Source organism: Brucella daejeonensis (assembly GCF_014199265.1).
Lineage (GTDB): Bacteria > Pseudomonadota > Alphaproteobacteria > Rhizobiales > Rhizobiaceae > Brucella > Brucella daejeonensis.
This window is the reverse complement of sequence record NZ_JACIJG010000003.1, coordinates 220,767-242,210: the sequence shown is the minus strand read 5'-3', so window position 1 is coordinate 242,210 and position 21,444 is coordinate 220,767. Positions and strand designations below refer to the sequence as shown.

Below are 21,444 nucleotides of genomic sequence, written 5' to 3'. Positions count from 1 at the left end.
ATAAGTTTCCGGATTCTGCGCTAACGACTCGCGACCCCGGCCCGGTTATTCTCAATCATCCAGTAAAGAAATCGCAAAACACAAGTCAGTGCGCTTCATAACGGAAGCACACAAGGAACGGCTCTGTCTTTTTACAGATCGGCGCGAGTGGGAAAGTATTGTTGGAGGGTATCGTGAATATGAATTTCAGATTGTCGAATATATCTGCGGAGCGTATGTCGACGCGGCGCATTCTCGTGGCCGGTGGCGCGGGATTTCTGGGTTCCCATCTTTGCGAACGCCTTCTGAACGAAGGAAACTTCGTCATCTGCGTCGACAATTTTTCGACCGGGCGGATGGAAAACCTGCGCAATCTTCTGCGTTACGACGCGTTCAGCTTCGTTCGGCACGATATAGTCCATCCGATCGATCTGCCGGTGGATGAAATCTACAATCTCGCCTGCCCTGCGTCGCCGCCCCATTATCAGGCCGACCCCGTTCACACGATGAAGACGAGCGTTCTCGGCTCGCTCAACCTCCTCGAACTTGCGGCCCATTATCAGGCGCGGATTTTTCAGGCTTCGACGTCGGAAATCTATGGCGACCCGCTAACCCATCCGCAGCCTGAAGCCTATTGGGGCAATGTCAATTCCTTCGGCCCGCGCTCCTGCTACGACGAGGGCAAGCGCTCCGCTGAAACGCTGTTCTATGATTTTCACCAGCAATACGGCGTCGATATCCGTATCGTGCGCATCTTCAACACCTACGGTCCGCGTATGCGGCCCGACGATGGCCGCGTCGTGTCGAATTTCATCGTGCAGGCGCTGAAGGGTGAAGATATCACCATTTATGGCGACGGCTCGCAGACCCGTTCCTTCTGCTATGTCGACGATCTGATCGAAGGCTTCAGCCGGCTGATGAACAGCCAGCCGGCCATCCGCAAGCCGGTCAATCTCGGAAATCCGGGCGAATTCACCGTGCGCGAGCTTGCCGAGATGATCATCGAGCTGACGGGGTCGTCGTCGCGGATCGTCTACCGCCCGCTGCCGACCGACGACCCGCGCCAGCGGCGCCCCGACATCATGCTTGCAAGGCGCGAGCTTGGCTGGGAACCCCAGGTCGCTCTCACGGAAGGGCTGAAGCAGACGATCGCCTATTTCGAGCGCCAGCTCGTCAGGCCGTCGAGCGAGCTTCTGGAGGTGGCGAGATGACTGGCCGCGGCGGATCGGTGCCCAACATACTGGTGACCGGCGGAGCCGGTTTCATCGGCAGTCATACGGCCAAGCTCCTCGCCGGGAGCGGTTTTTCGCCGGTCGTCTATGACAATCTGTCGACCGGGCACCGGGCTTCCGTGCGCTGGGGCGCCTTTGTCGAGGGCGATACGCTGTCGCAGGAACAGCTTGTCGCCGCCATCGAGGCTTTCGATCCGGCCGCCATCATCCATTTCGCGGCGTCGGCCTATGTGGGGGAATCCGTCGCGGACCCGGCAAAATATTACCGCAACAATGTTTGCGGCATACAGTCGGTTCTGGAAGCCAGCCGCCTGACCGGCGGCCGTCCGGTCATCTTTTCCTCCAGTTGCGCCACCTATGGCATTCCCGATGCCTTGCCGATCCGCGAAGGCGAGCCGCAACGGCCGATCAATCCCTATGGCCGCACCAAGCTGATCGCCGAACAGATGCTGGCCGATTATTCGGCGGCTTACGACATGCGCTATGCGGCGCTGCGTTATTTCAATGCCTGCGGCGCCGATCTGGACGGTGAACTCGGCGAGAAGCACGACCCCGAGACCCATCTGATCCCGCGCGCCATGCTGGCGGCAGCGGGCAGGGCGGATTGTCTGGAAGTATTCGGCGACGATTACGACACCCCCGACGGGACCTGCATTCGCGACTATATCCATGTTGCCGATCTGGCGCGGGCGCATGTGCTCGCGGTCGAGCATCTGCTCGCCGGTGGCGGCAATCTCGTTCTCAATCTCGGCACGGGACAGGGAACGTCCATCAGGGAGATCGTCGATGCGATAGGGCGGCTCACCGGACGGCCGGTGCCGGTCGAAATCAGGCCGCGCCGCGCGGGCGATCCGCCCGTTCTCTATGCCGATCCGGCGGAAGCCGCCGCAAGGCTCGGTTTTCGCACGCTCCATTCCGATCTCGAAACGATCATCCGCACTGCCGCTCCCTTCTTCGGTCTGGAGATACGGACATGAACGTTCCGAAGATTTCTTCAGGTGCAAATAGCGGCGGACCGCTGCTCGCTCCGCTGTTTACCGGCCGCAAGCGGGTCGAATATGTGGCGGGCATCGTGCTGTGGGCGGTGGCGATCGCCTATTTCTGGCAATGGTGGTTTATCAGCGCCGGGCACAATCATCTGGCGGGGGCCATCCTGGTCACCGCGCTTCTTGCCTGGATCACCCTCCTGCCGGTTTACTTCATCGTCGTGTTCTTTCACGCCGCGCGCCCGACGGGACCGCTGCGCATCCCCGCCGGAAGCCGGGTCGCGATGGTCGTTACCAAGGCCCCGTCGGAGCCGTTCGAGGTCGTGGCCGAAACCCTGTGCGCCATGCTCGCCCAGAATGTCCCGCATGATACGTGGCTGGCCGATGAAGACCCGTCGCCCGCGACGCTCGCCTGGTGCCGCGAACATGGCGTTTTCGTTTCCACGCGAAAGGGCCGGGCCGATTATCACAGGCAGACCTGGCCGCGCCGCACCCGGTGCAAGGAAGGCAATCTCGCTTTCTTCTACGACCATTACGGCTATGAGCGCTACGATTTCGTCTCGCAGCTCGATGCCGATCACGTTCCCGAGCCGGGCTATCTCTACAATATGCTCCGGCCTTTCGCCGACCCGGTCGTGGGCTATGTTTCCGCGCCCAGCATCTGCGACCGCAATGCGCGGGAAAGCTGGTCGGCGCGCGGACGTCTCTATGTCGAGGCGAGTATGCACGGCTCGCTACAGGCCGGTTACAATGGCGGCTTCGCGCCGGTCTGCATCGGTTCGCATTACGCCGTGCGCACGGCTGCGCTGAAGGAAATCGGCGGGCTTGGGCCGGAACTGGCCGAGGATCACTCCACGACCCTGTTCATGAATGCGCATGGCTGGCGCGGCGTTCATGCGCTCGATGCCATTGCCCATGGCGACGGCCCGCGCACATTCGCCGATCTGGTGACGCAGGAATTCCAGTGGTCGCGCAGTCTGGTGATGATCCTTCTGCAATATACGCCGAAGCTGATCGGACGGCTGCCGCTGCGCCTGAAAATCCAGTTCCTGTTCTCGCAGCTCTGGTATCCGCTCTATGCCTTCTTCCTGGCGATGACCTTCGTCCTGCCGATAGCCATCCTGCTCTACGGCGACAATTTCGTCAGCGTCACCTATCCGGATTTTCTCACGCACTTCCTGCCGCAGTCGCTGGTCATTCTGGTGCTGGCTTTCTGGTGGCGGTCGAGCGGGACGTTCCGTCCGATAGACGGCAGGATATTCAGCTGGGAGGCGATGCTGTTCCTGCTGGCGCGCTGGCCATGGGTTCTGGCGGGAACTTTCGCAGCCTTTCGCGACTGGCTTACCGGCTCCTTCGTCGATTTCCGCGTCACGCCGAAAGGCTCTTCCGAGGTCGATCCGGTGCCGTTCCGCGTGATCGCGCCCTATGCGCTGGTGTCCGGCCTTTCCCTCCTGCCGGTACTGTTTGTCGAGGGCGCGGACCAGACGCGGGGCTTCTTCGTCTTCGCCATCCTCAATGCATGTTTCTATCTGTTCCTCATGGCCATGATCATTATCCAGCACGCCCGCGAAAACCGCGTGCGGATGACCGGGCGCTTCTACCGCCCGGTGATGGCGTGCAGCTTCTCCGCGCTCGTGGCGATGACGGGTTTCACGACCATGGAACGCGGGCGGGACGGTATCGAGGCGCTGAGCTGGGGCACCCGCAGCTTCTCGCTGTTCGACGACCGTTTTTCGGTCGCCGGGGCCGGAATCGGGGGGCGCGACGTTCACATGACAATTTTCAACCCGCGCTGGCGCACCGATGCCGCCAGGGACGCGAACTAGCGAAAGGGGCGCGAGAACCATGAAGATCGCTGTCATTGGTACGGGATATGTGGGGCTGGTCAGCGGCGCGTGCTTTGCGGCATGGGGACACGAGGTCGTCTGCGTCGACAAGGATGCCCAGAAGATTCTCCGGCTGGAACGCGGTATCGTGCCGATATACGAGCCGGGGCTGGACGAGCTGGTCGAGCGCAATTTCGCCTTCGGCAGGCTCAGCTTCACTACCGCGCTCGCCGACGCGGTCAAGGGCGCGCAGATCGTCTTCATCGCCGTCGGCACGCCGGCCCGCGCCGGCCATGGCGATGCGGACCTTTCCTTCGTCTATATGGCGGCCCGCGAAATCGCGCCGCTGATCGATGACGATACCGTCGTGGTGATCAAGTCCACCGTCCCCGTCGGCACCGGCGACGTGGTGCAGAAGATCATCGGTACGGCTCGCGGCGCGGATGCGGCTCCAGAAGGGGTTTCGGGCGCGTTCTCGGTTGCTTCCAACCCGGAATTCCTGCGTGAGGGCGTCGCCATCCGGGATTTTGTCGAGCCGGACCGCGTCGTCATCGGCGTGGAGGACGATCATGCGCGCACCGTGCTTGTCGCGCTTTACGGCCCGCCGCTCGAAGCGCGGAAAACGCCGATGGTGATCACGAAGCGCCGCACGGCGGAACTCATCAAATATGCGGCCAATGCCTTTCTCGCCACCAAGATCACCTTCATCAACGAACTGGCGGATCTGTGCGAGGAAGTCGGCAGCGATGTCGCCGAACTGGCGCGCGGCATGGGACTGGACGGGCGCATTGGCACCGGTTTCCTGAATGCCGGGCCGGGCTATGGCGGTTCCTGTTTCCCGAAGGACACGATTGCCCTGCTGCGCACCGCGCAGGATCACGGCGTCGCCCTGCGTCTGGTGCAGGAGACCGTGACCGTCAACGAGGCGCGCAAGCGCCGCATGGCGCTCAAGGTCATGGATGCGCTCGGCGGCAGCGTGGACGGGCGGACGATTGCCGTTCTGGGCCTGACGTTCAAGCCGGACACGGACGATATGCGCGATGCGCCGTCCATTCCGCTGATCGAGACCCTGCAACGCTTCGGGGCCCGCATCCGCGCCTACGATCCGGCGGGCATGGACAATGCGCGCCGTCTTCTCACCGAGGTCGAGTTCCATGACGATCCATATGGCTGCGTGGCCAATGCCGATGCGGCTGTCGTCGTCACCGAGTGGGAAAGCATCCGCAAGCTCGATCTCTTCAGGATGAAACAGGCGATGCGCGAACCGGTGCTCATCGACCTGCGCAATGTTTTCCCGACGGTGTTCGCCGAAAAGCTCGGCTTTCGCATTTCGACGATCGGCCGTCCCGTTCAACTGCGGCAGGAAACAACAGCAACAAACATTCTGCCGCACGCGCGCACCCGCCAGTCGTCAGAACCGCTCGCGGGTGCGCGTAATCTCAAGGTGGTGGGAGGTTCAAATGAAACATTCGATTCGTGACGGCGGCCGGGCCATGTCCGCCCGCTACCGGCAGGCGGCGGCGCTTCTGGCTCTTGGCGCGACGCTTGCCGGTCCTGCCGTCGCGGCATCCATGCCGGAGGGTGAATTGCCCGGCGGCACCCGTGTGATGACGCCTGCGGAAATCTACACTCTGTATCGCGACAAGGACTGGCGCTGGTCCGACGGGGCCGGCCGGATGGAAAGCCGGGACCGTCGTTTCACCGCGCGCGTCGATGGCGAGAACGGCAGGGCATGGGCCGAGGGCCGCTGGAGGATCACCTGGTCGGGCCGGATGTGCCTCGATGCCAGTTGGCATCTGGATCAGGGCGTATTCCCGAACAAGACATGCTTCTCGCACAGGATCGGTGACGGAACGATCTACCAGAAAAGGGAGCCGGACGGCGTCTGGTATGTCTTCCGCCACGCGGGCGGGCGCAAATCCGATGAAGCGCGCAAGCTCGTGAGCATAGAAAAACCAACCGCGAAAACGGACGACCCGACTCTTGCCTCGCCCGTTACCCAATCGCCCACACAATAGAGGAGGCGGGGATGAAAACCTCATACAAAGTTACAGCGGCCATTCTCTGCGGAGTGCTGGTCTCAAGCGCCGTCTATGCGGCGAGCGGTGTTTCCGGAGCGACTGTCGACACACGCAACATCTTCCACGACAAGCGCCCCGTCATCACACCGCAATCGATCACGTTCGGGGCTTATGACCCGCACGGCGATTTCACCAACGATTCGAACTCCCGTATCGAACATCTGTTCCTTCCGTGGGAGGATGTGGATCTGACAAGCCTGTCGGCGGCCGATGCCTATGCGCGTGAACGGGGCCGGGAACTCCTGATTACCGTGGAACCCTGGTCCTGGGCGCGGGACTGGCGCGTCGCGCCCGAAGATCTGCTGAACGGTATCGTGCGCGGACGCTACGATTCCAACATGGCGGCGGTCTGCTCGGCGGCGTCGAAACTGAAAAGCCCCGTCACCATTCGCTGGGCGCAGGAAATGGACGACAAGACAGGCCAGTTCACCTGGTCCTACTGGTCGGCCAAAGGCTACGTCAATGCTTACCGACATGCCGTGAAACTGTGCCGGAAATCGTTGCCGAACGCCAAATATATGTGGTCGCCGAAGGGAGACGAGGGCCTTCAGGCCTATTATCCGGGCGATGAATATGTCGATGTCATCGGCCTGTCCGTCTTTGGCTACGAGCCTTACGACATGCTCGAACTGGGTCGGCCGTCGACGTTCGTCGAGCGGGCGAAACCGGGCTACGATCGGGTCGTGGGTTTCAACAAGCCGATCGTGATCGCCGAACTCGGCTATGAAGGCAGCGATGCTTATGTCCGGGCCTGGGCGCAGGAGACGAACAAGCCGCAGCCCGAATTCCCGGAACTGACCGCAACCGTCTATTTCAACGACCGCGAAGTCTATCCGTGGCCGAGAGGCGTCGGACGGCCCGACTGGCGGGTCGCCAACCACCCGCTGGATTGACGTGCCGGTCTTGGCCTGGAGCGCGTCTCAACCTTTGTTTTTAGTGCGGGCCGAAAAGCGTGAAACGGTTTTCGGCACGTACACCAACTCTAGACAGGAACATGACGATGTTTTCGATCCGTCTGAGAATTCTGGGAACCATGGGCGCGGCGCTGTCCGTGCTCCTTCTCGCCGGCGGCGCCGATGCGGCGCCGAAGCACAAGACCGTGGATGCAACCGCATTGAAGGCGGCTGCGGCTTCTCCGCTATCGGCTGAAGCGCTCGAAGCGCTTTATGCGGGCCGGACGTGGAAATGGAAGGATGGCGGCGGTTTCTTTTCCGCCGACAGGCACCGTTTCATCGCCTGGTCGCAAAAGGGCCGGGCGTGGTCCTACGGGCAGGGCCGCTGGTATGCCACGAACAGGGGCAAGCTCTGCCTGCAGGCCTATTGGCGCAACAAGATGAGCGACGGCGGCGATACGACCTGCTTCCTGCATCGCCAGAAAGACGGTGTGATCTATCAGAAGCGCTCGCTGGGCGGCGACTGGTACGTATTCCGCCACAGGGCGCTGCGTTCGACCGATGAAGCCGCCAAACTCATACGGGGCGACCTTGTCAGCAAGGGCTTTGAACGCATCAAGGCCAAAGCGAGATAAATCGTGGTGCGGGGGAGACCGGCCCGTCAGGTTCGCGCATCGTGATTGCGCAGATATGGCGGGCCGGTATCGTTTTGGAACCGCTTTTTGCCGGAAATGCTAATCCCTGATGAAGCAGCGGGACTTCTGGCCGAAACCGCTCGGCGTGCAGACATAGGGCGTGCCAGTGGCATATTGCGAGGCGGAAACCCGGACAACCTTCGCTGATGCAGGCTTGTTGAAGCGGGTCTGGTCGTTCGAACGGTATTTGGCGAGATAAACCAAAAGCGTTTGGCTTTTCGGCTTGTGTTTGTCCCTGGCTTCGGCACCTGCCGTCAGGCACAGTGCAGCAGTCAGTCCAAGCGCTGTTGCCACTACCAGTTTAAGGCTTCCGCGGCGCGCAGAAGATGAAAATATAGTGTTCATGCGATTGCCTCCGGTTGTTGATTACAACGCTTTACTACTGAAGGCGGTTTAATATTCCGGCCGAATTTTCCTGAAAATTTTCATCAAATCGGAACCAACCAGCACTGTCCGCAGCGTCCAATTTTGGAGGCAGTCCGGCATCCGCGCCAGTTGGTGTTTTCACCAGGGCCGGAACCCTGGTTTTGATTTTATTATCGTCAATGCTAATATTCATAGCAGAGACTTGGGGGTGCGGTCTCCGCTCCTCGACCTGTCTGCCAGCTTCAGGAGTTGCCGTGACGTCCCCCAGCGACAAGGCCGCGTATGATCTGAAATCGGAATTCGTGGAGCGACGCCAGTCGGCGCGGGTGCCGCTTGCGCCGCTTGGCGAAGATACGGGCAGTCAAAATCATCTCGTTCCGCTGGTCTTTTCCACGAGCGCGCTCGAACCCGACGCCCAGTTTTCCGCATGGCAACAGCATGTCGCGCCGCTTTACGACGTACGCCTGCCGGACGGTGTCAGCCCGAAAGATGGATTTGCCGTTTGCCAGAAGATCTGGAATTTGCAGGGGATGCTGCTCATAGAACAGACCGCGCCTCCGTTCAGTTATGAGCGCACGGCCGAAACGGTCCGTTTCAGCCCCATCGATCACTGGCAGATCGGTTTTCTGCGCAGCGGCCGGACATGGACCGCCGTCGATGGCCGTGTCGCCGACAACGAGCCGGGCATGATCAATATTCGCTCGCTCGGCTATCCATTCCGGGGAAGGGCGCTGGCGACGGAATCGGTGTCGCTGGTCATTCCCGTCGATCATTTTGCCGGTCTCGGCGGAATGCCGGAAGCCTGCAACAATGTGACCCTGACCGGTTATCGCGCCAAATTGCTGATCGATTTCGTCTCGGCACTCGAAACCGGATTGAACCGCATAACGAGCGAGGAACTGCCGGAGTTGCGCAATGCCCTGCGGCAGATCGTGTTCGACACGATTGCCCCGCTGGTGCGGGAGGGCGATGCGAGCGAACACGCGGCCTATCTGGGCCTGATGACCAGAGCCAGGCGGTTCATTCAGAAAAACCTCATGTCACGCGATCTGACGCCCGATGCGCTGAGCCGGGAACTGGCGATTTCACGTACGCATCTCTACCAGCTTTTCGAAGGCTCCGGCGGGGTGCTCAATTATATCCGCCAGAAACGCCTGCTGGCGGCGCGCGAAATGCTGGCCGATGCATCGGAGAACCGCAAGGTATCCGATGTCGCGCAGATGCTGGGGTTTGAAACGGCGGCCAATTTCACACGCGCCTTCAGCCAGTATTTCGGCTACAGCCCCAGCAATGTGCGCAAATCGCTGTTCCGAAACGACGGGGCCGGAGACGGTCCGGCCGATGCGGACGAATCCGTCGCTTTCGCGAGTTTGCTGCGTAGCCTGGCAATGTTCGACGGGTAGAACGCATCGCGCTTCGCCCGTGCGGCGATGCATCTTCAAGGCTTGAATGGAGCTTCCGGCGGCCGGGGAAGCGGGATCGGCTCGCGGAACGTGCGGTGCAACCGGCCCCAACCCGGTTCGTGCATATGGGCTTGCAATCCGGCTCTTGCCGCCAGGGCGCGTGCTTCCGCTTCTCCGAAGGCCAGTGCCTCATGCATGTCGGCGGTCAGAACCCTGCCGTCTTCCATGAGTATTTTTCCATCCACGATCACGGTGTCCACATCGCTGCCCAGCACCTGATGGATCAGCCGGTGGACGGGCATCCAGTTGGGCGTCAGATGCGGTTTGCGCATGTCGATGATGGCGATATCCGCTTTCTTGCCCTTTTCCAGCGAACCGATTTCGTGATCCATGCCGATGGCGCGCGCCGCGTCGATGGTGATCATCTCGAATATCTTGCCGGGCGGCAGGAGATAGCGGTCGTGGTTATGCAGGATATGCTGCGTCGATTGCGCGATGCGCGCGATCTGGAACATATCGAAATGGCGACTTGGGGCGGCGCCGTCCGAGGTGATCGCGACCGGCACGCCCCGCGCCATCATTTCCATGATGGGCGTCGAGCGTCCGGGAGGCGCGTGGGTGACATGCGTGCCGGTCTCGGCAAGGATATCGATCTCTTCATGCGAGATGCCCCAGCAATGCTGGAGGTGCACGTCGGGACCGAGAAGCGCATTTTCCCTGTCCTGCCATGCCATGCGAATCTGTCCGGCAAAGGCATCGGAATGAATGCGCACGCCCCATTTGCGGGCGGTTTCACGAATGCGCCGCGCCTGCATCCGGTCGTTTTCGGTCAGATTGACCGCAAAATCCGGCGTCGAGGCGTTGGACGGCTCGACCGAAGGCACGATGGTAAATGGCGTCAGAAACACCTTGATGCGTCCATCGGCGGTTCCGTTCAGGGCCTCGATGACGGCTTCTGCGCCTTCGATCATTTCCTCGAAGGAAACGTTTCTGGGCTCCGGCTTGCCGGTTTCCCAGCGCGTGACCGATTGCGGCCATGGCAGGCCCGCCGGGCCGACGCAGACGATCTCGCGCAGCCCCAGTTCCGAATAGGCGCGGGCATGATTGATCGCAAAAACCGGATCGTCGCTGCGCGGCATGGAGGTGATGATGCTCGCCGATGTGGTGACGCCCGCGCACAGTCTTTCCAGACCGGAGACGAGGCCGTCCGCATACCAGTAATCGCGCGTGACATAATGATAGTAAACCGGCGTCACGATGCGCATCCATAACGCATTGGTATCCGCGCCGATGCTGCGGATGAGCGCATGGCCTGCGTGCCCGTGGGCGTCGATCAGGCCGGGAACGATCATCTTGCCGGTGCAATCGACGACCTTCTTTCGCGCATGTCGGGGAGCCAGTTCTTCCGCCGAGCCGATCTCGACGATCCGGTCCTTTTCGATCGCCACGGCGCCGTCATCGATCATGCGTCTGGCCGGGTCCACGGTCACGACCGTTCCGTGAAGCAGCAGGAGTCCTTCCATTTCATTCCCCTCGGTTTCGGTCCGGCTGTCGTGCGCGTTTTGCGCGCAACGGCCCGGTCCATCCTGTCGATGTTTTAAACCATAATTGCCAACAATATCGTTGACAATAATATTGTGGATTACGATACTGCGGAAAAATCCGGATCAACGGACCTATCGTTATTCATGAAGGGAAGAGCATGACGCGTTTAAACAGGTTTCTCATTTCGGCGCTGACCGCCGCCGCGATTGTCGCTCCGGTTCTGGCGTCGCCGGCAAGTGCGGCTACCCTGCGCTGGGGCAGCCGGGCGGATATTTACTCGCTCGACCCGGATTCCGTTCCGTCCACGTCCAATCTGGCCTTCCTCAATCATATCTATGAAGGGCTGGTCCGTTATGGTCCCAATTTTGAAATCGAGCCTGCGCTTGCGACCGAATGGAAGCTGATCGACGACAGGCACTGGCGCTTCACGTTGCGCAAGGGCGTGAAATTCCACAACGGCGCGGACTTCACCGCCGACGACGTGGTTGCCTCGATGAACCGCGTGTCCGACCCGACATCGCCGCTGCGCGGCAATATTCCGCTTTATGTCGGTGTCCAGAAGGTCGACGATTTCACGGTCGATATCGAGGTTTCGGCGCCGACCGCGCTTTTCCTCAACGACATGACCAATATCTTCATGTTCAACGCGAAATGGCTCAAGGACAATAACGCCGAAAAGCCGACCGATATTGCGTCGAAGACCGAAAACTACGCCACCCACAACACCAACGGCACCGGCCCGTTCAAGCTGGACAGCCGCGTCCCGGATTCGAAGACGGTCCTGCTGGCCAACGACCAGTGGTGGGACAAGAAGCAGCACAATCTCGACCGCATCGAATATATTCCGATCGCTTCGGCCGCCACGCGTGTTGCCGCCCTTCTTTCCAATGAAATCGATCTGGTCGATTCCGCACCTATTCAGGATCTTCCGCGTCTGGAAGCCTCGCCGGGCATCAAGGTCAACAAGCGCACCGAACTGCGCACGGTTTTCATCGGCTTCAACGGCAAGGAAAAGCTCGAAGACGGGCGCCCGAATCCCTTCCTCGATGTGCGTGTGCGCCAGGCCGTCGAGGCCAGTATCGACCGCGACCTCATCGACAAGAAGGTCATGCGCGGTCTGGCGCGTCCGTCGGGTTCGCTGATCGCGCCTGAAATCGCAGGCTATGCCAAGTCGCTCGACACCTATCAGCCAGCCGATCCCAAGCTCGCGCAGAAACTGCTGGAGGAAGCCGGGCAAAAGGGCCTCGCCTTCACCTATCTGTGCATGAACGATGAAAGCATCAACGAGGAAGATATTTGCTCCGGCATTGCCAACATGCTCAAGCGCAGCGGCTTCAATCCCACCATTGATATGGGGCCGCGCGCCGTGCAACAGCCCAAGCGCACCAAGGGTCAGGCCGACATGTTCAACCTGAGCTGGGCCAACGAACCGACGCTCGATGCCTATTCGCTCTTGTCGCAGGTTCTCTCCACGCGCAGCGGTTCGACCGGCGTTTCCAACTATGGCGGCTGGTCCTATCCCGAACTCGACGATCTGGTGAAGAAGGCCGCGCAGGAAGCCGACACAGCCAAGCGTCTGGCTCTGGAAGAGCAGGCATTGAAGATTGCCAAGGACAAGGCGATCCTGATCCCGCTGCACCAGCAGCCGATCGCCTGGGGTATGTTGGACAAGGTCAAGAGCGTGGATTTCCGCGCCGACAACAAGCCACGCCACTGGCATACGATGATGGCCGAATAAGCCTGTAATTCCTTGCGATACAAAAGAGAGCGTTTCATTCCGGTGAAGCGCTCTTTTTTTGCGGCAGGGCTGCTATCCGGTCTGGAAACCGGAATAATGCCAGCTTTGGGAAATATTTGTCGACATATCCGACGCGCAAACGCATAAATATTGTCAACAATTACGTTGACAACTTTTTGCCGATCGACATACTGTCATGGTCAGAAAAGCAGGCCCAGGGGAAACAAGCCGAAAAGGCGGGCCAAGCGACAGGGAGAGAATCATAAACGATCCGACGCGATGCCACTTGCATATGGACAATGAGCACGCGGACAACCGAAATCTTCGCATCGGCGACGGTGCGGCGGTGCCTGAAAAACAGACCCCAAAAAGGGGCGCAAATTTCCAGAAGCGGAGCAAATCGATGTTAAAGAAACTGGGCCTCGCGGCCGCGCTGATAGCGGGGCTGGCAAGCCAGACCTTGCCGGGACAGGCCGAAACGCTGAAATGGGGTGCATCGCGCGATATCTATTCGCTCGATCCTTATTCCTATGGCGACAGCTACACGCTGTCATTCCTCAATCATGTCTATGAAGGGCTGGTGCGTTACGACGCCGAGCTGAAGATCGAGCCGGCGCTGGCCCAGTCCTGGGAAAATGTTTCCGGGACGGTCTGGCGTTTTCATCTGCGCAAGGGTGTGAAGTTTCACGACGGCGCGGATTTCACGGCCGATGACGTGCTCGCTTCGCTGAAGCGCGTCAGCGATCCGGTTTCGCCGCTGCGTGGCAACCTGCCCGCCTACAAATCGTCGAAGAAGGTGGACGATTATACGGTCGATATCGAGCTGAGCGGCCCTTATCCGCTGCTGCTCAACGATCTCACCAATATCCATATGTTCGACGCCGGATGGCTCAAGACCAACAATTCGGAAAAGCCGACCGACGTGGGGGCGAAAATCGAAGGTTACGCCACCTATCACACCAACGGCACGGGACCGTTCAAGCTGGAAAGCCGCGTCCCGGATTCCAAAACCGTTCTGGTGAAGAACCCGGACTGGTGGGACAAGGCATCGAACTCGAATATCGACCGTATCGAGTTCACGCCGATCACGTCCGCCGCCACGCGTGTGGCTGCGCTCCTGTCGGGTGAAGTCAATTTCACGGAAAATGCGCCGTCGCAGGATTTGCCCCGGCTGAAGGCCCAGCCGGAGCTGAACGTGATGGAGCGTACCGATCTGCGCACCGTCATGCTCGGTTTCAATCGCAAGCCCAAGCTTGCCAACGGAACCGAGAACAAGTTCAACGATCTGCGTGTGCGTCAGGCTTTTGCCCATGCGCTCGACCGCGACCTGATCCAGAAGCGCATCATGCGCGGCAAGTCGCGCACGGCGGGTGCGGTGGTCGCGCCGGAAATTCCGGGTTACGTGCCGGAACTCGACACGACGCTGAAATACGATCCCGAACTGTCGAAGAAGCTTCTGGCCGAGGCTGGCGCCAGCGACTTTCCGGTCACGCTGGTCTGCACCACCGACGCCTATGTGAACGAGGAAGAGCTTTGCCAGGGGCTGGTCAACATGCTGAGCCGCGCCGGTTTCAAACCGCAGCTCGATATCGCGCCGACGGCCGCACAGGCGCCGAAGCGCACCGGCGGCAAGGCGGATATTTACGTGATCGGCTGGGCGACGGAACCGATGCTCGACAGCTATTCGATCCTGCTGCAAATGATTGAAACCAAGACCGACAATGCAGGCGTCTTCAACTGGGGCGGCTGGAGCTATCCCGAGATCGACAAGCTGATCGTGCAGGCATCGACCGAAATGGATCGCACCAAGCGTCTGGCATTGCAGACCGAAGCGCTGAAAATGGTGAAGGACCAGATCGTGATGTTGCCGTTGCACCAGCAGCCGATGGCATGGGTCATGTCGAAGAAGATCGACCAGATCGTGCAATTGCCGGACAACAAGCCGCGTCACTGGCTGACGCATTTTGCCGAATAATTCAATTATGATGCTCCGGGGGACGTCGATCCCCCGGAGTGCCCAGTTGGTACCGAGGGATTCCTGATGCTGGTTTTTATCATTAAGCGTCTGGCGAACGCCGTCATGGTGATGTTGGCCGTCGCTTTGCTTGCCTTCCTGATTTTCCGGCTGGCTGGCGATCCTGTCGAGATGATGGCCAACGAGCAGATGACGCAGGCCGACCGCGATAATCTGCGTGAGCGCCTTGGCCTCAACGATGGCCTGATGACGCAATATACGCGCTTCGTGGTCAATGCGGCGCAAGGCAATTTCGGCATTTCCTACCGCAACGGTCAGGATGTGCTGGGCCTGATCGGCGAACGCTTTCCCGCAACGCTGGAACTGGTGCTGGTCGCCACGCTGATCTCGCTGCTGGTCGGTCTGCCGCTTGGCGTGCTGACGGCAATCAAACGCGGAAAATGGTATACGGAGGGCCTGCAATTCCTCTCCATTGTCGGCGTCTCGTTGCCGAGCTTCGTGGTCGGCATCCTGCTGATCCTCGTCTTTTCGGTCTCGCTCGGCTGGTTCCCGGCTTTCGGACGCGGCGATGTGGTGCAGCTTGGCTGGTGGTCGACGGGGCTTCTGACCTCTTCGGGGCGCGCCGCGATCCTGCTGCCCGCCATTGCGCTTTCGCTTTATCAGGTCACGCTGGTCATGCGTCTTGTGCGTGCCGAAATGCTGGAAGTGCTGCGCTCCGATTATGTCAAATTCGCCCGCGCCCGCGGCATTCCGCGCTGGCGCATCTATTTCCGCCACGCATTGCGCAACTGCCTGATGCCGGTTGTGACGATGACCGCCATGAATGTCGGCTCGCTGATCGCCTTCGCGCTCATCACCGAAACCGTGTTCCAGTGGCCGGGCATGGGTATGCTGTTCATTCAGGCCGTCACATTCCTCGATATTCCGGTGATGGCGGCCTATCTCTGCATCATTTCCTTTATCTTCGTCGTGCTCAACACGCTGGTGGACGTTGCCTATGCGGTAATCGATCCCCGCTTGCGCACTGCTCGCTGATCCAACGGGGAGTCCAGACCGATGAGCACCCAAGCCTCACAAGCCACCACCCCGGTTGTGCGCCTGTCGCTTTTCCAGCGCATCCGCAAAAGCGATCTGTGGTGGTCGTTCACGCACAGCAAGACGGCCATGTTCAGCGCCGCACTTCTGGCGGTCCTGATCCTGACCGCGCTGTTCGCCCCCATGATCGCACCGCAGGACCCATATGACGGCGCCGCGCTCGACATGTGGAAAGCGGAATTGCCGCCGCTATGGGAAGAAGGCGGCGAATGGCCCTATCTTCTCGGCACGGATACGCAAGGGCGCGACATGCTGTCGGCCATTCTCTACGGCACGCGCATTTCCATCGTTATCGGCATTGCCTCGGTAGCGCTCTCGCTCCTGATTGGCCTCAGCGCCGGGCTTGTCTCCGGCTATTTCGGTGGCTTCATCGACAATCTGTTGATGCGCTTCGGTGACATTACCCTGTCGATCCCGACCATTCTGGTCGCCATTCTGGTTTCGACTGTCGTGCGTCAGATGCTGCCCGTCAGCCTGCGTGAAGTCGGTGCGTCCGCCGTGCTCATTCTGGCCATCGCGCTTTCAGCCTGGGTGCAATATGCCCGCACGGTGCGCGCGCAGGCCATCGTTGAAAGCGGCAAGGACTATGTGTCGGCGGCGCGGCTGATCGGCGTGCCCGCACGGCGCATCATGGCCCGGCATATCCTGCCCAATACGCTGACGCCGATCATGGTGGCCGCAACGCTCAATTTCGGCATGGCAATCCTTACCGAAGCCACACTTTCGTTCCTTGGCATCGGCATGCCGCCAAGCCAGCCGTCTCTGGGAACGCTGATCCGCATCGGTAACCAGTTCCTGTTTTCCGGTTCGTGGTGGATCGTGCTCTTCCCCGTCATCCAGCTTTGCCTTCTGGTCGTCGCCGTCAACATGCTCGGCGACTGGCTGCGCGATGCGCTCAATCCGAAACTGAGGTAAGTCCATGAACGATCTTTTGCTCCGCAATGTCCGGCCTATGGCAGGCGAAACCTGCGATATCCTGATCAGGGACGGAAAGATTGCCGGTTTCGGACGGTTTGAAGCAGAACCCGGCATGGCCGTGGAAGATGGCGGCAACGCCATCGTCGCCCCCGGCCTGATCGACGCGCATACCCATCTCGACAAGACCACCTGGGGCATGCCCTGGCACGTCAACAATCGCGCCGCGATCCTGCGCGAACGTATCGACTTCGAACGCGAACACCGGCTGGAAATCGGCATCGACCCACATCGCCAGTCGATGCGCCACGCCATCGGTCTGGCCGCGCATGGCGGCACGCATATCCGCAGCCATGTCGATATCGATCCGACCCATGGCCTGTCGTTGGTCGAAGGCGTTTGGGAAACCCGCGAGAAGCTCAAGGGCATCATCGATATTGAAATCGTCGCCTTCCCGCAGTCGGGCCTGATGGTCATGCCCGGCACGCAGGAACTGCTCGACGAGGCACTGCGTCAGGGCTGCGAAGTGCTGGGCGGCATCGATCCATGCGGTATCGACCGCGACCCCAAGGGCCAGCTTGATATTCTGTTCGCCCTTGCCACGAGGCACGGCGTTCCGATCGATATTCACCTGCATGAAACCGGCGATCTTGGCGCCTTCACGATGGAGCTTATCTTCGAGCGCATCCGTGCCAACGGCATGGAAGGCAAGGTGGCGATCAGCCATGCCTTTGCGCTCGGCATGAACGACTATCTGCGCGTTGGTCAACTGATCGAACAGCTTGCCCTTCTCGATGTCGCCATCCTCACTACCGGCGCGCCTTCGGCCACGGTGCCGTCGATCAAGCGGTTGAAGGAAGCCGGCGTGCGCATCGGCGGCGGCTGCGACGGTATTCGCGACACATGGGGCCCGTGGGGCCAGCCGGATATGCTGGACCGCGCCAAGGTTATCGGCATGAAGAACGGCGTGCGCTCGGATCACGATCTGGAGCATGTGCTGCACATCGTCTCTCAGGGCGGCGCGGATGTCATGCGCCTTGAGAACTATGGGCTGGAAGTGGGCTGCAATGCCGATTTCACTCTTCTAACCGGTGAAACGCTGGCCCATGCGGTAGTGGATGTCGCCCCGCGTCCGCTCGTCGTCAAGGGCGGTCGCGTTACGGCCCGTCAGGGCGTTGCCGTGGTGGAGATGCCATGATGAACAAAGCATTGGAGACGCTTCCGCTTGGGAGCAGACCGGAAGGACGCACCCTGATCACCGCAAGCTGGGTGGTCGGTCATAAGGATGGTGGCCACCGGCTTCTGCGCAACGGGGAAGTGGTATTCGAGCATGGTGAAATCCTGTTCGTCGGGCATGATTTCCCCGGCGAAGTGGCCCGCCGCATCGATTTCGGCAAGGCGCTGATCAGCCCCGGACTGATCGATCTCGACGCATTATCCGATCTCGATACCACGATCCTCGGCATTGACCATCATCCGGGCTGGGCCAAGGGCCGCGTCTGGCCGCGCTCCTATGTCGAGGCCGGCCCCTATGAAATGTATAGCGAGGAAGAACTCGCCTTCCAGAAACGCTTCGCTTTCGGCCAGCTCCTGCTGAACGGCATCACCACTGCCGCGCCGATTGCCTCGCTGTTTTACCGGGAATGGGGGGAAACGGTCGCCGAATTCGATGCGGCTGCGCAAGCTGCCGGCGATCTTGGCCTGCGCGTCTATCTCAGCCCCGCCTACCGTTCGGGCGGCATGGTGCTGGAAGCGCCGGGCAAGATGGTGCCGGTCTTCGATGAAGAGCGCGGCTTTCAGGGTCTGAAGGACGCAATTGCTTATATCGAACGCCAGAATGGCCGCCATGGCGATCTGGTACGCGGTATGCTGGCGCCGGATCGCGTCGAAACCTCGACGCTCGGGCTTATCCAGCGCACCGCCGCCGCCGCGCGCGATCTGGACTGCAAGTTCCGCCTGCACATGGCGCAGGGCGCGATGGAAGTCGATACGGTGCGGATGCTGCATGGCTCGACCGCGCCGGTCTGGCTTGCCAAAAACGGCCTTTTGAGCAGCCGCCTCATTGCGCCGCACGCCACCAATGCCACCGACGAAGATCTGGGCCTTTATGCGGAACATGGCGTTTCCATCGTGCATTGCCCGCTGGTTTCAGCCCGCAGCGGTTCTATCCTCAAGTCGTTTTCCGACTGCCGCAAGCGCGGGATCAACATCGCCATGGGCACGGATACCACACCGCCCGACATGCTGATGAACCTGCTGGCCGGTCTCATCACCGGTCGTGTGGCCGACGGCGCGCCGGATCGCCTGCGCGCCGCAGATCTGTTCGACGCCGCAACCATCGGCGGCGCCAAGGCGCTTGGTCGGTCCGATCTCGGCCATCTGTCGCCGGGCGCGCGTGCGGATATTGCGGTCTTCCGTCTTGACGACACGATCATGGCCCCGTCCGTCGATCCGATTACCACAATCGTTACCGGCGGTTCGGGCAAGATTACGCAAGCCGTTTTCGTGGACGGTCGTGTCTCCATGTTGAACCGGCAACTGGCCGGTTTCGACATGCAAAAGGCCCGCGATCAGGCGCAGGCGCAATATGACGGGCTGATCGCCAGATATCCCGAGCGGAGCTGGAACAACCCTCCGGTCAGTGAAATCTTCCCGCCCAGCTATCCTGTAGAGGGGAATGAAAATGGGTGACATGCAGGAACCAGTCGTTGACGTGCGCAATCTGCGCGTGGATTTTCCGAACCGTCGCGGTACGGTCACCGCGCTGTCGGATGTCAGCCTGTCGATCCGCCCGGGTGAAATTCTCGGCGTGGTCGGTGAATCCGGCGCGGGCAAGTCCATGACGGGCCTCGCCATTCAGGGGCTGCTCGAAGCGCCCGGTCATATCGCCGGTGGCGAGGTCTGGCTCGGCAAGACGCGTATCGACACGCTTGACGACCGCGCCATGGAAAAAATTCGCGGACGCGAAATCGGGGCTATTTTTCAGGACCCGCTCACCTCGCTCAATCCGCTGTTCACGGTGGGCGCGCAACTTGTCGAAACCATCCGGCAACATCTAGGGCTTGGCAAGGCTGAAGCCCGTGCCCGCGCCGTGCAGCTATTGCGCGATGTCGGCATTCCGTCGCCGGAAGAGCGGGTCAATCAGTATCCGCACCAGTTCTCCGGCGGTATGCGCCAGCGCGTGGTGATCGCGCTTGCGCTTGCGGCGTCGCCGAAACTCGTCATCGCCGACGAGCCGACTACCGCGCTCGATGTGTCGATCCAGGCGCAGATCATTTCGCTCCTGCGTAAATTATGCAAGGAAAAGCACACCGCCGTCATGCTCGTCACCCACGACATGGGCGTGATTGCCGAAGCGGCAGATCGCATCGCGGTCATGTATGCCGGGCGGCTGATCGAAATCGGAGCGGTGGAACAGGTGCTGCACCAGCCGCGCCACCCCTATACGCAAGGGCTGATGGCCTCTATTCCGTCGCTTGGCGCGCGGGTCGAGAAACTCAACCAGATCGACGGTTCCATGCCACGTCTCGATGCGATCCCCGAAGGTTGCGCCTTCAATCCGCGCTGCAAGATGGCGGGACCGCGCTGCCTGCGCGAGCGCCCGGAACTCGTATTCTCCGACCAAACCGCCAGCGCCTGTTGGCTGAACGCGGGAGGCACCGCATGACGAAACCATTGCAAAAAGCTCCGGCCCTGACTGTGGAGCGACTGGTCAAGACGTTCGACGTGTCCGCGCCTTGGCTCAATCGCGTCGTGGAGCGCAAGCCCCGGCAATATCTGCAAGCTGTCAATGACATCAGCTTTACGGTGCCTGCGGGCGGTTGTCTCAGCATCGTCGGCGAAAGCGGCTGCGGAAAATCCACCGTCGCCCGTCTCGTCACCGGTCTGCACCACGCAACGAGTGGCGAGATGCGCTTTGCGCCGGGCAAAAGCGGCAAGCCGCTTTCAGCCCAGATGATCTTTCAGGATCCCTATGCCTCGCTCAATCCGCGCTGGCGGGTGAAGAACATCATCGCCGAGCCGCTGCGCGAACTGAAGCTTCGCAACACCGCCGCCGAAGTGACCGAACGCGTGGAGGAACTTCTGCGCACGGTCGGGCTTTCGCCGTCGGATGGCGAGAAATTCCCGCATGAATTTTCCGGTGGCCAACGCCAGCGCATTTCGATTGCGCGCGCGCTTGCAAGCGAGCCGGAATTTCTCGTCTGCGACGAGCCGACCTCGGCGCTCGACGTGTCGGTGCAGGCGCAGGTTTTGAACCTGATGCGCCGGTTGCAGGATGAGCTGGGGCTGACCTATCTCTTCATCAGCCACGACATGAGCGTCGTCCGTCACATGTCGGACCGTATTGCGGTGATGTATCTGGGCCGCATCGTGGAAGAGGGTGACACGGAAGAGCTGTTCGCCAAGCCTAGTCACCCCTATACGCAGCTTCTCCTGCAAACGATCCCGAATATCGAAGCCCCCAATCGTAACCGTGAACCGGCAAGCGGTGAAGTGCCAAGCCCGCTCAAGCCGCCGTCCGGCTGCACGTTCCACCCGCGCTGCCCTTTCGCCATGGAACGCTGTTCGAAGGAAGCGCCGGCGATGCAGACCTTGCCGAACGGCACCCGCGTCGCCTGCCACTTGGTCGAAACGGTGGCTTAGAGCGGTTCCTGTTTTGACTGAATCGCTGGAACCGCTCTAACTATTTGTTTTTACGCATTATCCTACGCAAA

The 21,444-nt window shown here is 60.7% G+C and carries 18 protein-coding genes; 16 read left to right on the top strand and 2 right to left on the bottom strand.

From position 1 onward, the window contains the following. The first annotated feature begins 179 nt into the window (after nucleotides 1–179). The 7 genes from FHS76_RS05125 to FHS76_RS05095 all read left to right on the top strand — a co-directional run bounded on the left by FHS76_RS05125 (nucleotide 180) and on the right by FHS76_RS05095 (nucleotide 7,632). Nucleotides 180–1,190: a UDP-glucuronic acid decarboxylase family protein gene (locus tag FHS76_RS05125; protein WP_183649322.1), complete on the top strand. Its 1,011-nt coding sequence runs from the start codon at nucleotides 180–182 to the stop codon at nucleotides 1,188–1,190. After that, nucleotides 1,187–2,188 carry a UDP-glucose 4-epimerase GalE gene (galE, locus tag FHS76_RS05120; RefSeq protein ID WP_183648998.1) on the top strand — a complete coding sequence of 334 codons (1,002 nt, stop codon included), beginning with the start codon at nucleotides 1,187–1,189 and terminating at the stop codon, nucleotides 2,186–2,188. The genes FHS76_RS05125 and galE overlap by 4 nt, the downstream gene beginning before the upstream one ends. Beyond that, complete coding sequence (locus FHS76_RS05115) at nucleotides 2,185–4,023, top strand: glycosyltransferase family 2 protein (RefSeq protein ID WP_183648995.1); 1,839 nt, start codon at nucleotides 2,185–2,187, stop codon at nucleotides 4,021–4,023. Before galE ends, FHS76_RS05115 begins: the two co-directional genes overlap by 4 nt. Nucleotides 4,024–4,042: 19 nt before the next feature. Then, nucleotides 4,043–5,503 (top strand): UDP-glucose dehydrogenase family protein, encoded by a 1,461-nt coding sequence (locus FHS76_RS05110; RefSeq protein WP_183648992.1) that lies wholly within the window; start codon nucleotides 4,043–4,045, stop codon nucleotides 5,501–5,503. Between the two features lie 13 nt (nucleotides 5,504–5,516). Further along, nucleotides 5,517–6,041: a DUF995 domain-containing protein gene (locus tag FHS76_RS05105; protein ID WP_374828571.1), complete on the top strand. Its 525-nt coding sequence runs from the start codon at nucleotides 5,517–5,519 to the stop codon at nucleotides 6,039–6,041. 11 nt (nucleotides 6,042–6,052) lie between these two features. Continuing rightward, a complete protein-coding gene (locus tag FHS76_RS05100; protein WP_183648986.1) occupies nucleotides 6,053–6,997 on the top strand; it encodes a glycoside hydrolase family 26 protein in 945 nt (314 codons plus the stop codon). A 101-nt stretch (nucleotides 6,998–7,098) separates the two neighbouring features. After that, nucleotides 7,099–7,632: a DUF995 domain-containing protein gene (locus tag FHS76_RS05095; protein ID WP_183648984.1), complete on the top strand. Its 534-nt coding sequence runs from the start codon at nucleotides 7,099–7,101 to the stop codon at nucleotides 7,630–7,632. 99 nt (nucleotides 7,633–7,731) lie between these two features. Here the strand turns inward: FHS76_RS05095 and FHS76_RS05090 are convergent, their stop codons facing one another. Beyond that, nucleotides 7,732–8,037, bottom strand: a complete 306-nt coding sequence (locus FHS76_RS05090) for a hypothetical protein (protein ID WP_183649351.1) — start codon at nucleotides 8,035–8,037, stop codon at nucleotides 7,732–7,734. 275 nt (nucleotides 8,038–8,312) lie between these two features. Here FHS76_RS05090 and FHS76_RS05085 point away from each other — a divergent pair, with 275 nt between their 5' ends. Further along, nucleotides 8,313–9,461: a helix-turn-helix domain-containing protein gene (locus FHS76_RS05085; protein WP_183648982.1), complete on the top strand. Its 1,149-nt coding sequence runs from the start codon at nucleotides 8,313–8,315 to the stop codon at nucleotides 9,459–9,461. Nucleotides 9,462–9,496: 35 nt separating this feature from the next. Here FHS76_RS05085 and FHS76_RS05080 read toward each other — a convergent pair whose 3' ends face one another. Then, nucleotides 9,497–10,984, bottom strand: a complete 1,488-nt coding sequence (locus FHS76_RS05080) for an amidohydrolase family protein (RefSeq protein ID WP_183648980.1) — start codon at nucleotides 10,982–10,984, stop codon at nucleotides 9,497–9,499. Nucleotides 10,985–11,163: 179 nt separating this feature from the next. Between FHS76_RS05080 and FHS76_RS05075 the strand changes: the two genes are divergently transcribed. From FHS76_RS05075 to FHS76_RS05040, 8 genes are all read left to right on the top strand, one after another. Beyond that, the gene (locus FHS76_RS05075) at nucleotides 11,164–12,744 is read left to right on the top strand and encodes an ABC transporter substrate-binding protein (RefSeq protein WP_183648978.1); all 1,581 of its coding nucleotides are present in this window, start codon (nucleotides 11,164–11,166) and stop codon (nucleotides 12,742–12,744) included. A gap of 403 nt (nucleotides 12,745–13,147) precedes the next feature. Further along, nucleotides 13,148–14,719 carry an ABC transporter substrate-binding protein gene (locus tag FHS76_RS05070; protein WP_183648976.1) on the top strand — a complete coding sequence of 524 codons (1,572 nt, stop codon included), beginning with the start codon at nucleotides 13,148–13,150 and terminating at the stop codon, nucleotides 14,717–14,719. Between the two features lie 66 nt (nucleotides 14,720–14,785). Beyond that, complete coding sequence (locus FHS76_RS05065) at nucleotides 14,786–15,754, top strand: ABC transporter permease (protein ID WP_183648974.1); 969 nt, start codon at nucleotides 14,786–14,788, stop codon at nucleotides 15,752–15,754. A 21-nt stretch (nucleotides 15,755–15,775) separates the two neighbouring features. Continuing rightward, on the top strand, nucleotides 15,776–16,729 hold the full coding sequence (locus tag FHS76_RS05060; RefSeq protein ID WP_183648971.1) for an ABC transporter permease: 954 nt from the start codon (nucleotides 15,776–15,778) through the stop codon (nucleotides 16,727–16,729). 4 nt (nucleotides 16,730–16,733) lie between these two features. Then, nucleotides 16,734–17,927 (top strand): amidohydrolase family protein, encoded by a 1,194-nt coding sequence (locus tag FHS76_RS05055; RefSeq protein WP_183648968.1) that lies wholly within the window; start codon nucleotides 16,734–16,736, stop codon nucleotides 17,925–17,927. After that, nucleotides 17,927–19,420, top strand: a complete 1,494-nt coding sequence (locus FHS76_RS05050) for an amidohydrolase family protein (RefSeq protein WP_183648966.1) — start codon at nucleotides 17,927–17,929, stop codon at nucleotides 19,418–19,420. Before FHS76_RS05055 ends, FHS76_RS05050 begins: the two co-directional genes overlap by 1 nt. After that, complete coding sequence (locus FHS76_RS05045) at nucleotides 19,413–20,396, top strand: ABC transporter ATP-binding protein (protein ID WP_183648964.1); 984 nt, start codon at nucleotides 19,413–19,415, stop codon at nucleotides 20,394–20,396. Before FHS76_RS05050 ends, FHS76_RS05045 begins: the two co-directional genes overlap by 8 nt. After that, nucleotides 20,393–21,373, top strand: coding sequence for an ABC transporter ATP-binding protein (locus FHS76_RS05040; RefSeq protein WP_183648962.1), 981 nt, complete (start codon nucleotides 20,393–20,395; stop codon nucleotides 21,371–21,373). Before FHS76_RS05045 ends, FHS76_RS05040 begins: the two co-directional genes overlap by 4 nt. Nucleotides 21,374–21,444 lie beyond the last annotated feature (71 nt).

Bases quoted from the DNA above. Each gene is read 5' to 3' on its own strand.
- FHS76_RS05125 (WP_183649322.1), top strand. From the start codon at position 180: ATGAATTTCAGATTGTCGAATATATCTGCGGAGCGTATGTCGACGCGG.
- FHS76_RS05090 (WP_183649351.1), bottom strand. From the start codon at position 8,037: ATGAACACTATATTTTCATCTTCTGCGCGCCGCGGAAGCCTTAAACTG.
- FHS76_RS05075 (WP_183648978.1), top strand. From the start codon at position 11,164: ATGACGCGTTTAAACAGGTTTCTCATTTCGGCGCTGACCGCCGCCGCG.
- FHS76_RS05070 (WP_183648976.1), top strand. From the start codon at position 13,148: ATGTTAAAGAAACTGGGCCTCGCGGCCGCGCTGATAGCGGGGCTGGCA.
- FHS76_RS05065 (WP_183648974.1), top strand. From the start codon at position 14,786: ATGCTGGTTTTTATCATTAAGCGTCTGGCGAACGCCGTCATGGTGATG.
- FHS76_RS05105 (WP_374828571.1), top strand. From the start codon at position 5,517: ATGTCCGCCCGCTACCGGCAGGCGGCGGCGCTTCTGGCTCTTGGCGCG.
- FHS76_RS05095 (WP_183648984.1), top strand. From the start codon at position 7,099: ATGACGATGTTTTCGATCCGTCTGAGAATTCTGGGAACCATGGGCGCG.
- FHS76_RS05050 (WP_183648966.1), top strand. From the start codon at position 17,927: ATGAACAAAGCATTGGAGACGCTTCCGCTTGGGAGCAGACCGGAAGGA.
- FHS76_RS05110 (WP_183648992.1), top strand. From the start codon at position 4,043: ATGAAGATCGCTGTCATTGGTACGGGATATGTGGGGCTGGTCAGCGGC.
- FHS76_RS05045 (WP_183648964.1), top strand. From the start codon at position 19,413: ATGGGTGACATGCAGGAACCAGTCGTTGACGTGCGCAATCTGCGCGTG.
- galE (WP_183648998.1), top strand. From the start codon at position 1,187: ATGACTGGCCGCGGCGGATCGGTGCCCAACATACTGGTGACCGGCGGA.
- FHS76_RS05055 (WP_183648968.1), top strand. From the start codon at position 16,734: ATGAACGATCTTTTGCTCCGCAATGTCCGGCCTATGGCAGGCGAAACC.
- FHS76_RS05100 (WP_183648986.1), top strand. From the start codon at position 6,053: ATGAAAACCTCATACAAAGTTACAGCGGCCATTCTCTGCGGAGTGCTG.
- FHS76_RS05040 (WP_183648962.1), top strand. From the start codon at position 20,393: ATGACGAAACCATTGCAAAAAGCTCCGGCCCTGACTGTGGAGCGACTG.
- FHS76_RS05060 (WP_183648971.1), top strand. From the start codon at position 15,776: ATGAGCACCCAAGCCTCACAAGCCACCACCCCGGTTGTGCGCCTGTCG.
- FHS76_RS05115 (WP_183648995.1), top strand. From the start codon at position 2,185: ATGAACGTTCCGAAGATTTCTTCAGGTGCAAATAGCGGCGGACCGCTG.
- FHS76_RS05080 (WP_183648980.1), bottom strand. From the start codon at position 10,984: ATGGAAGGACTCCTGCTGCTTCACGGAACGGTCGTGACCGTGGACCCG.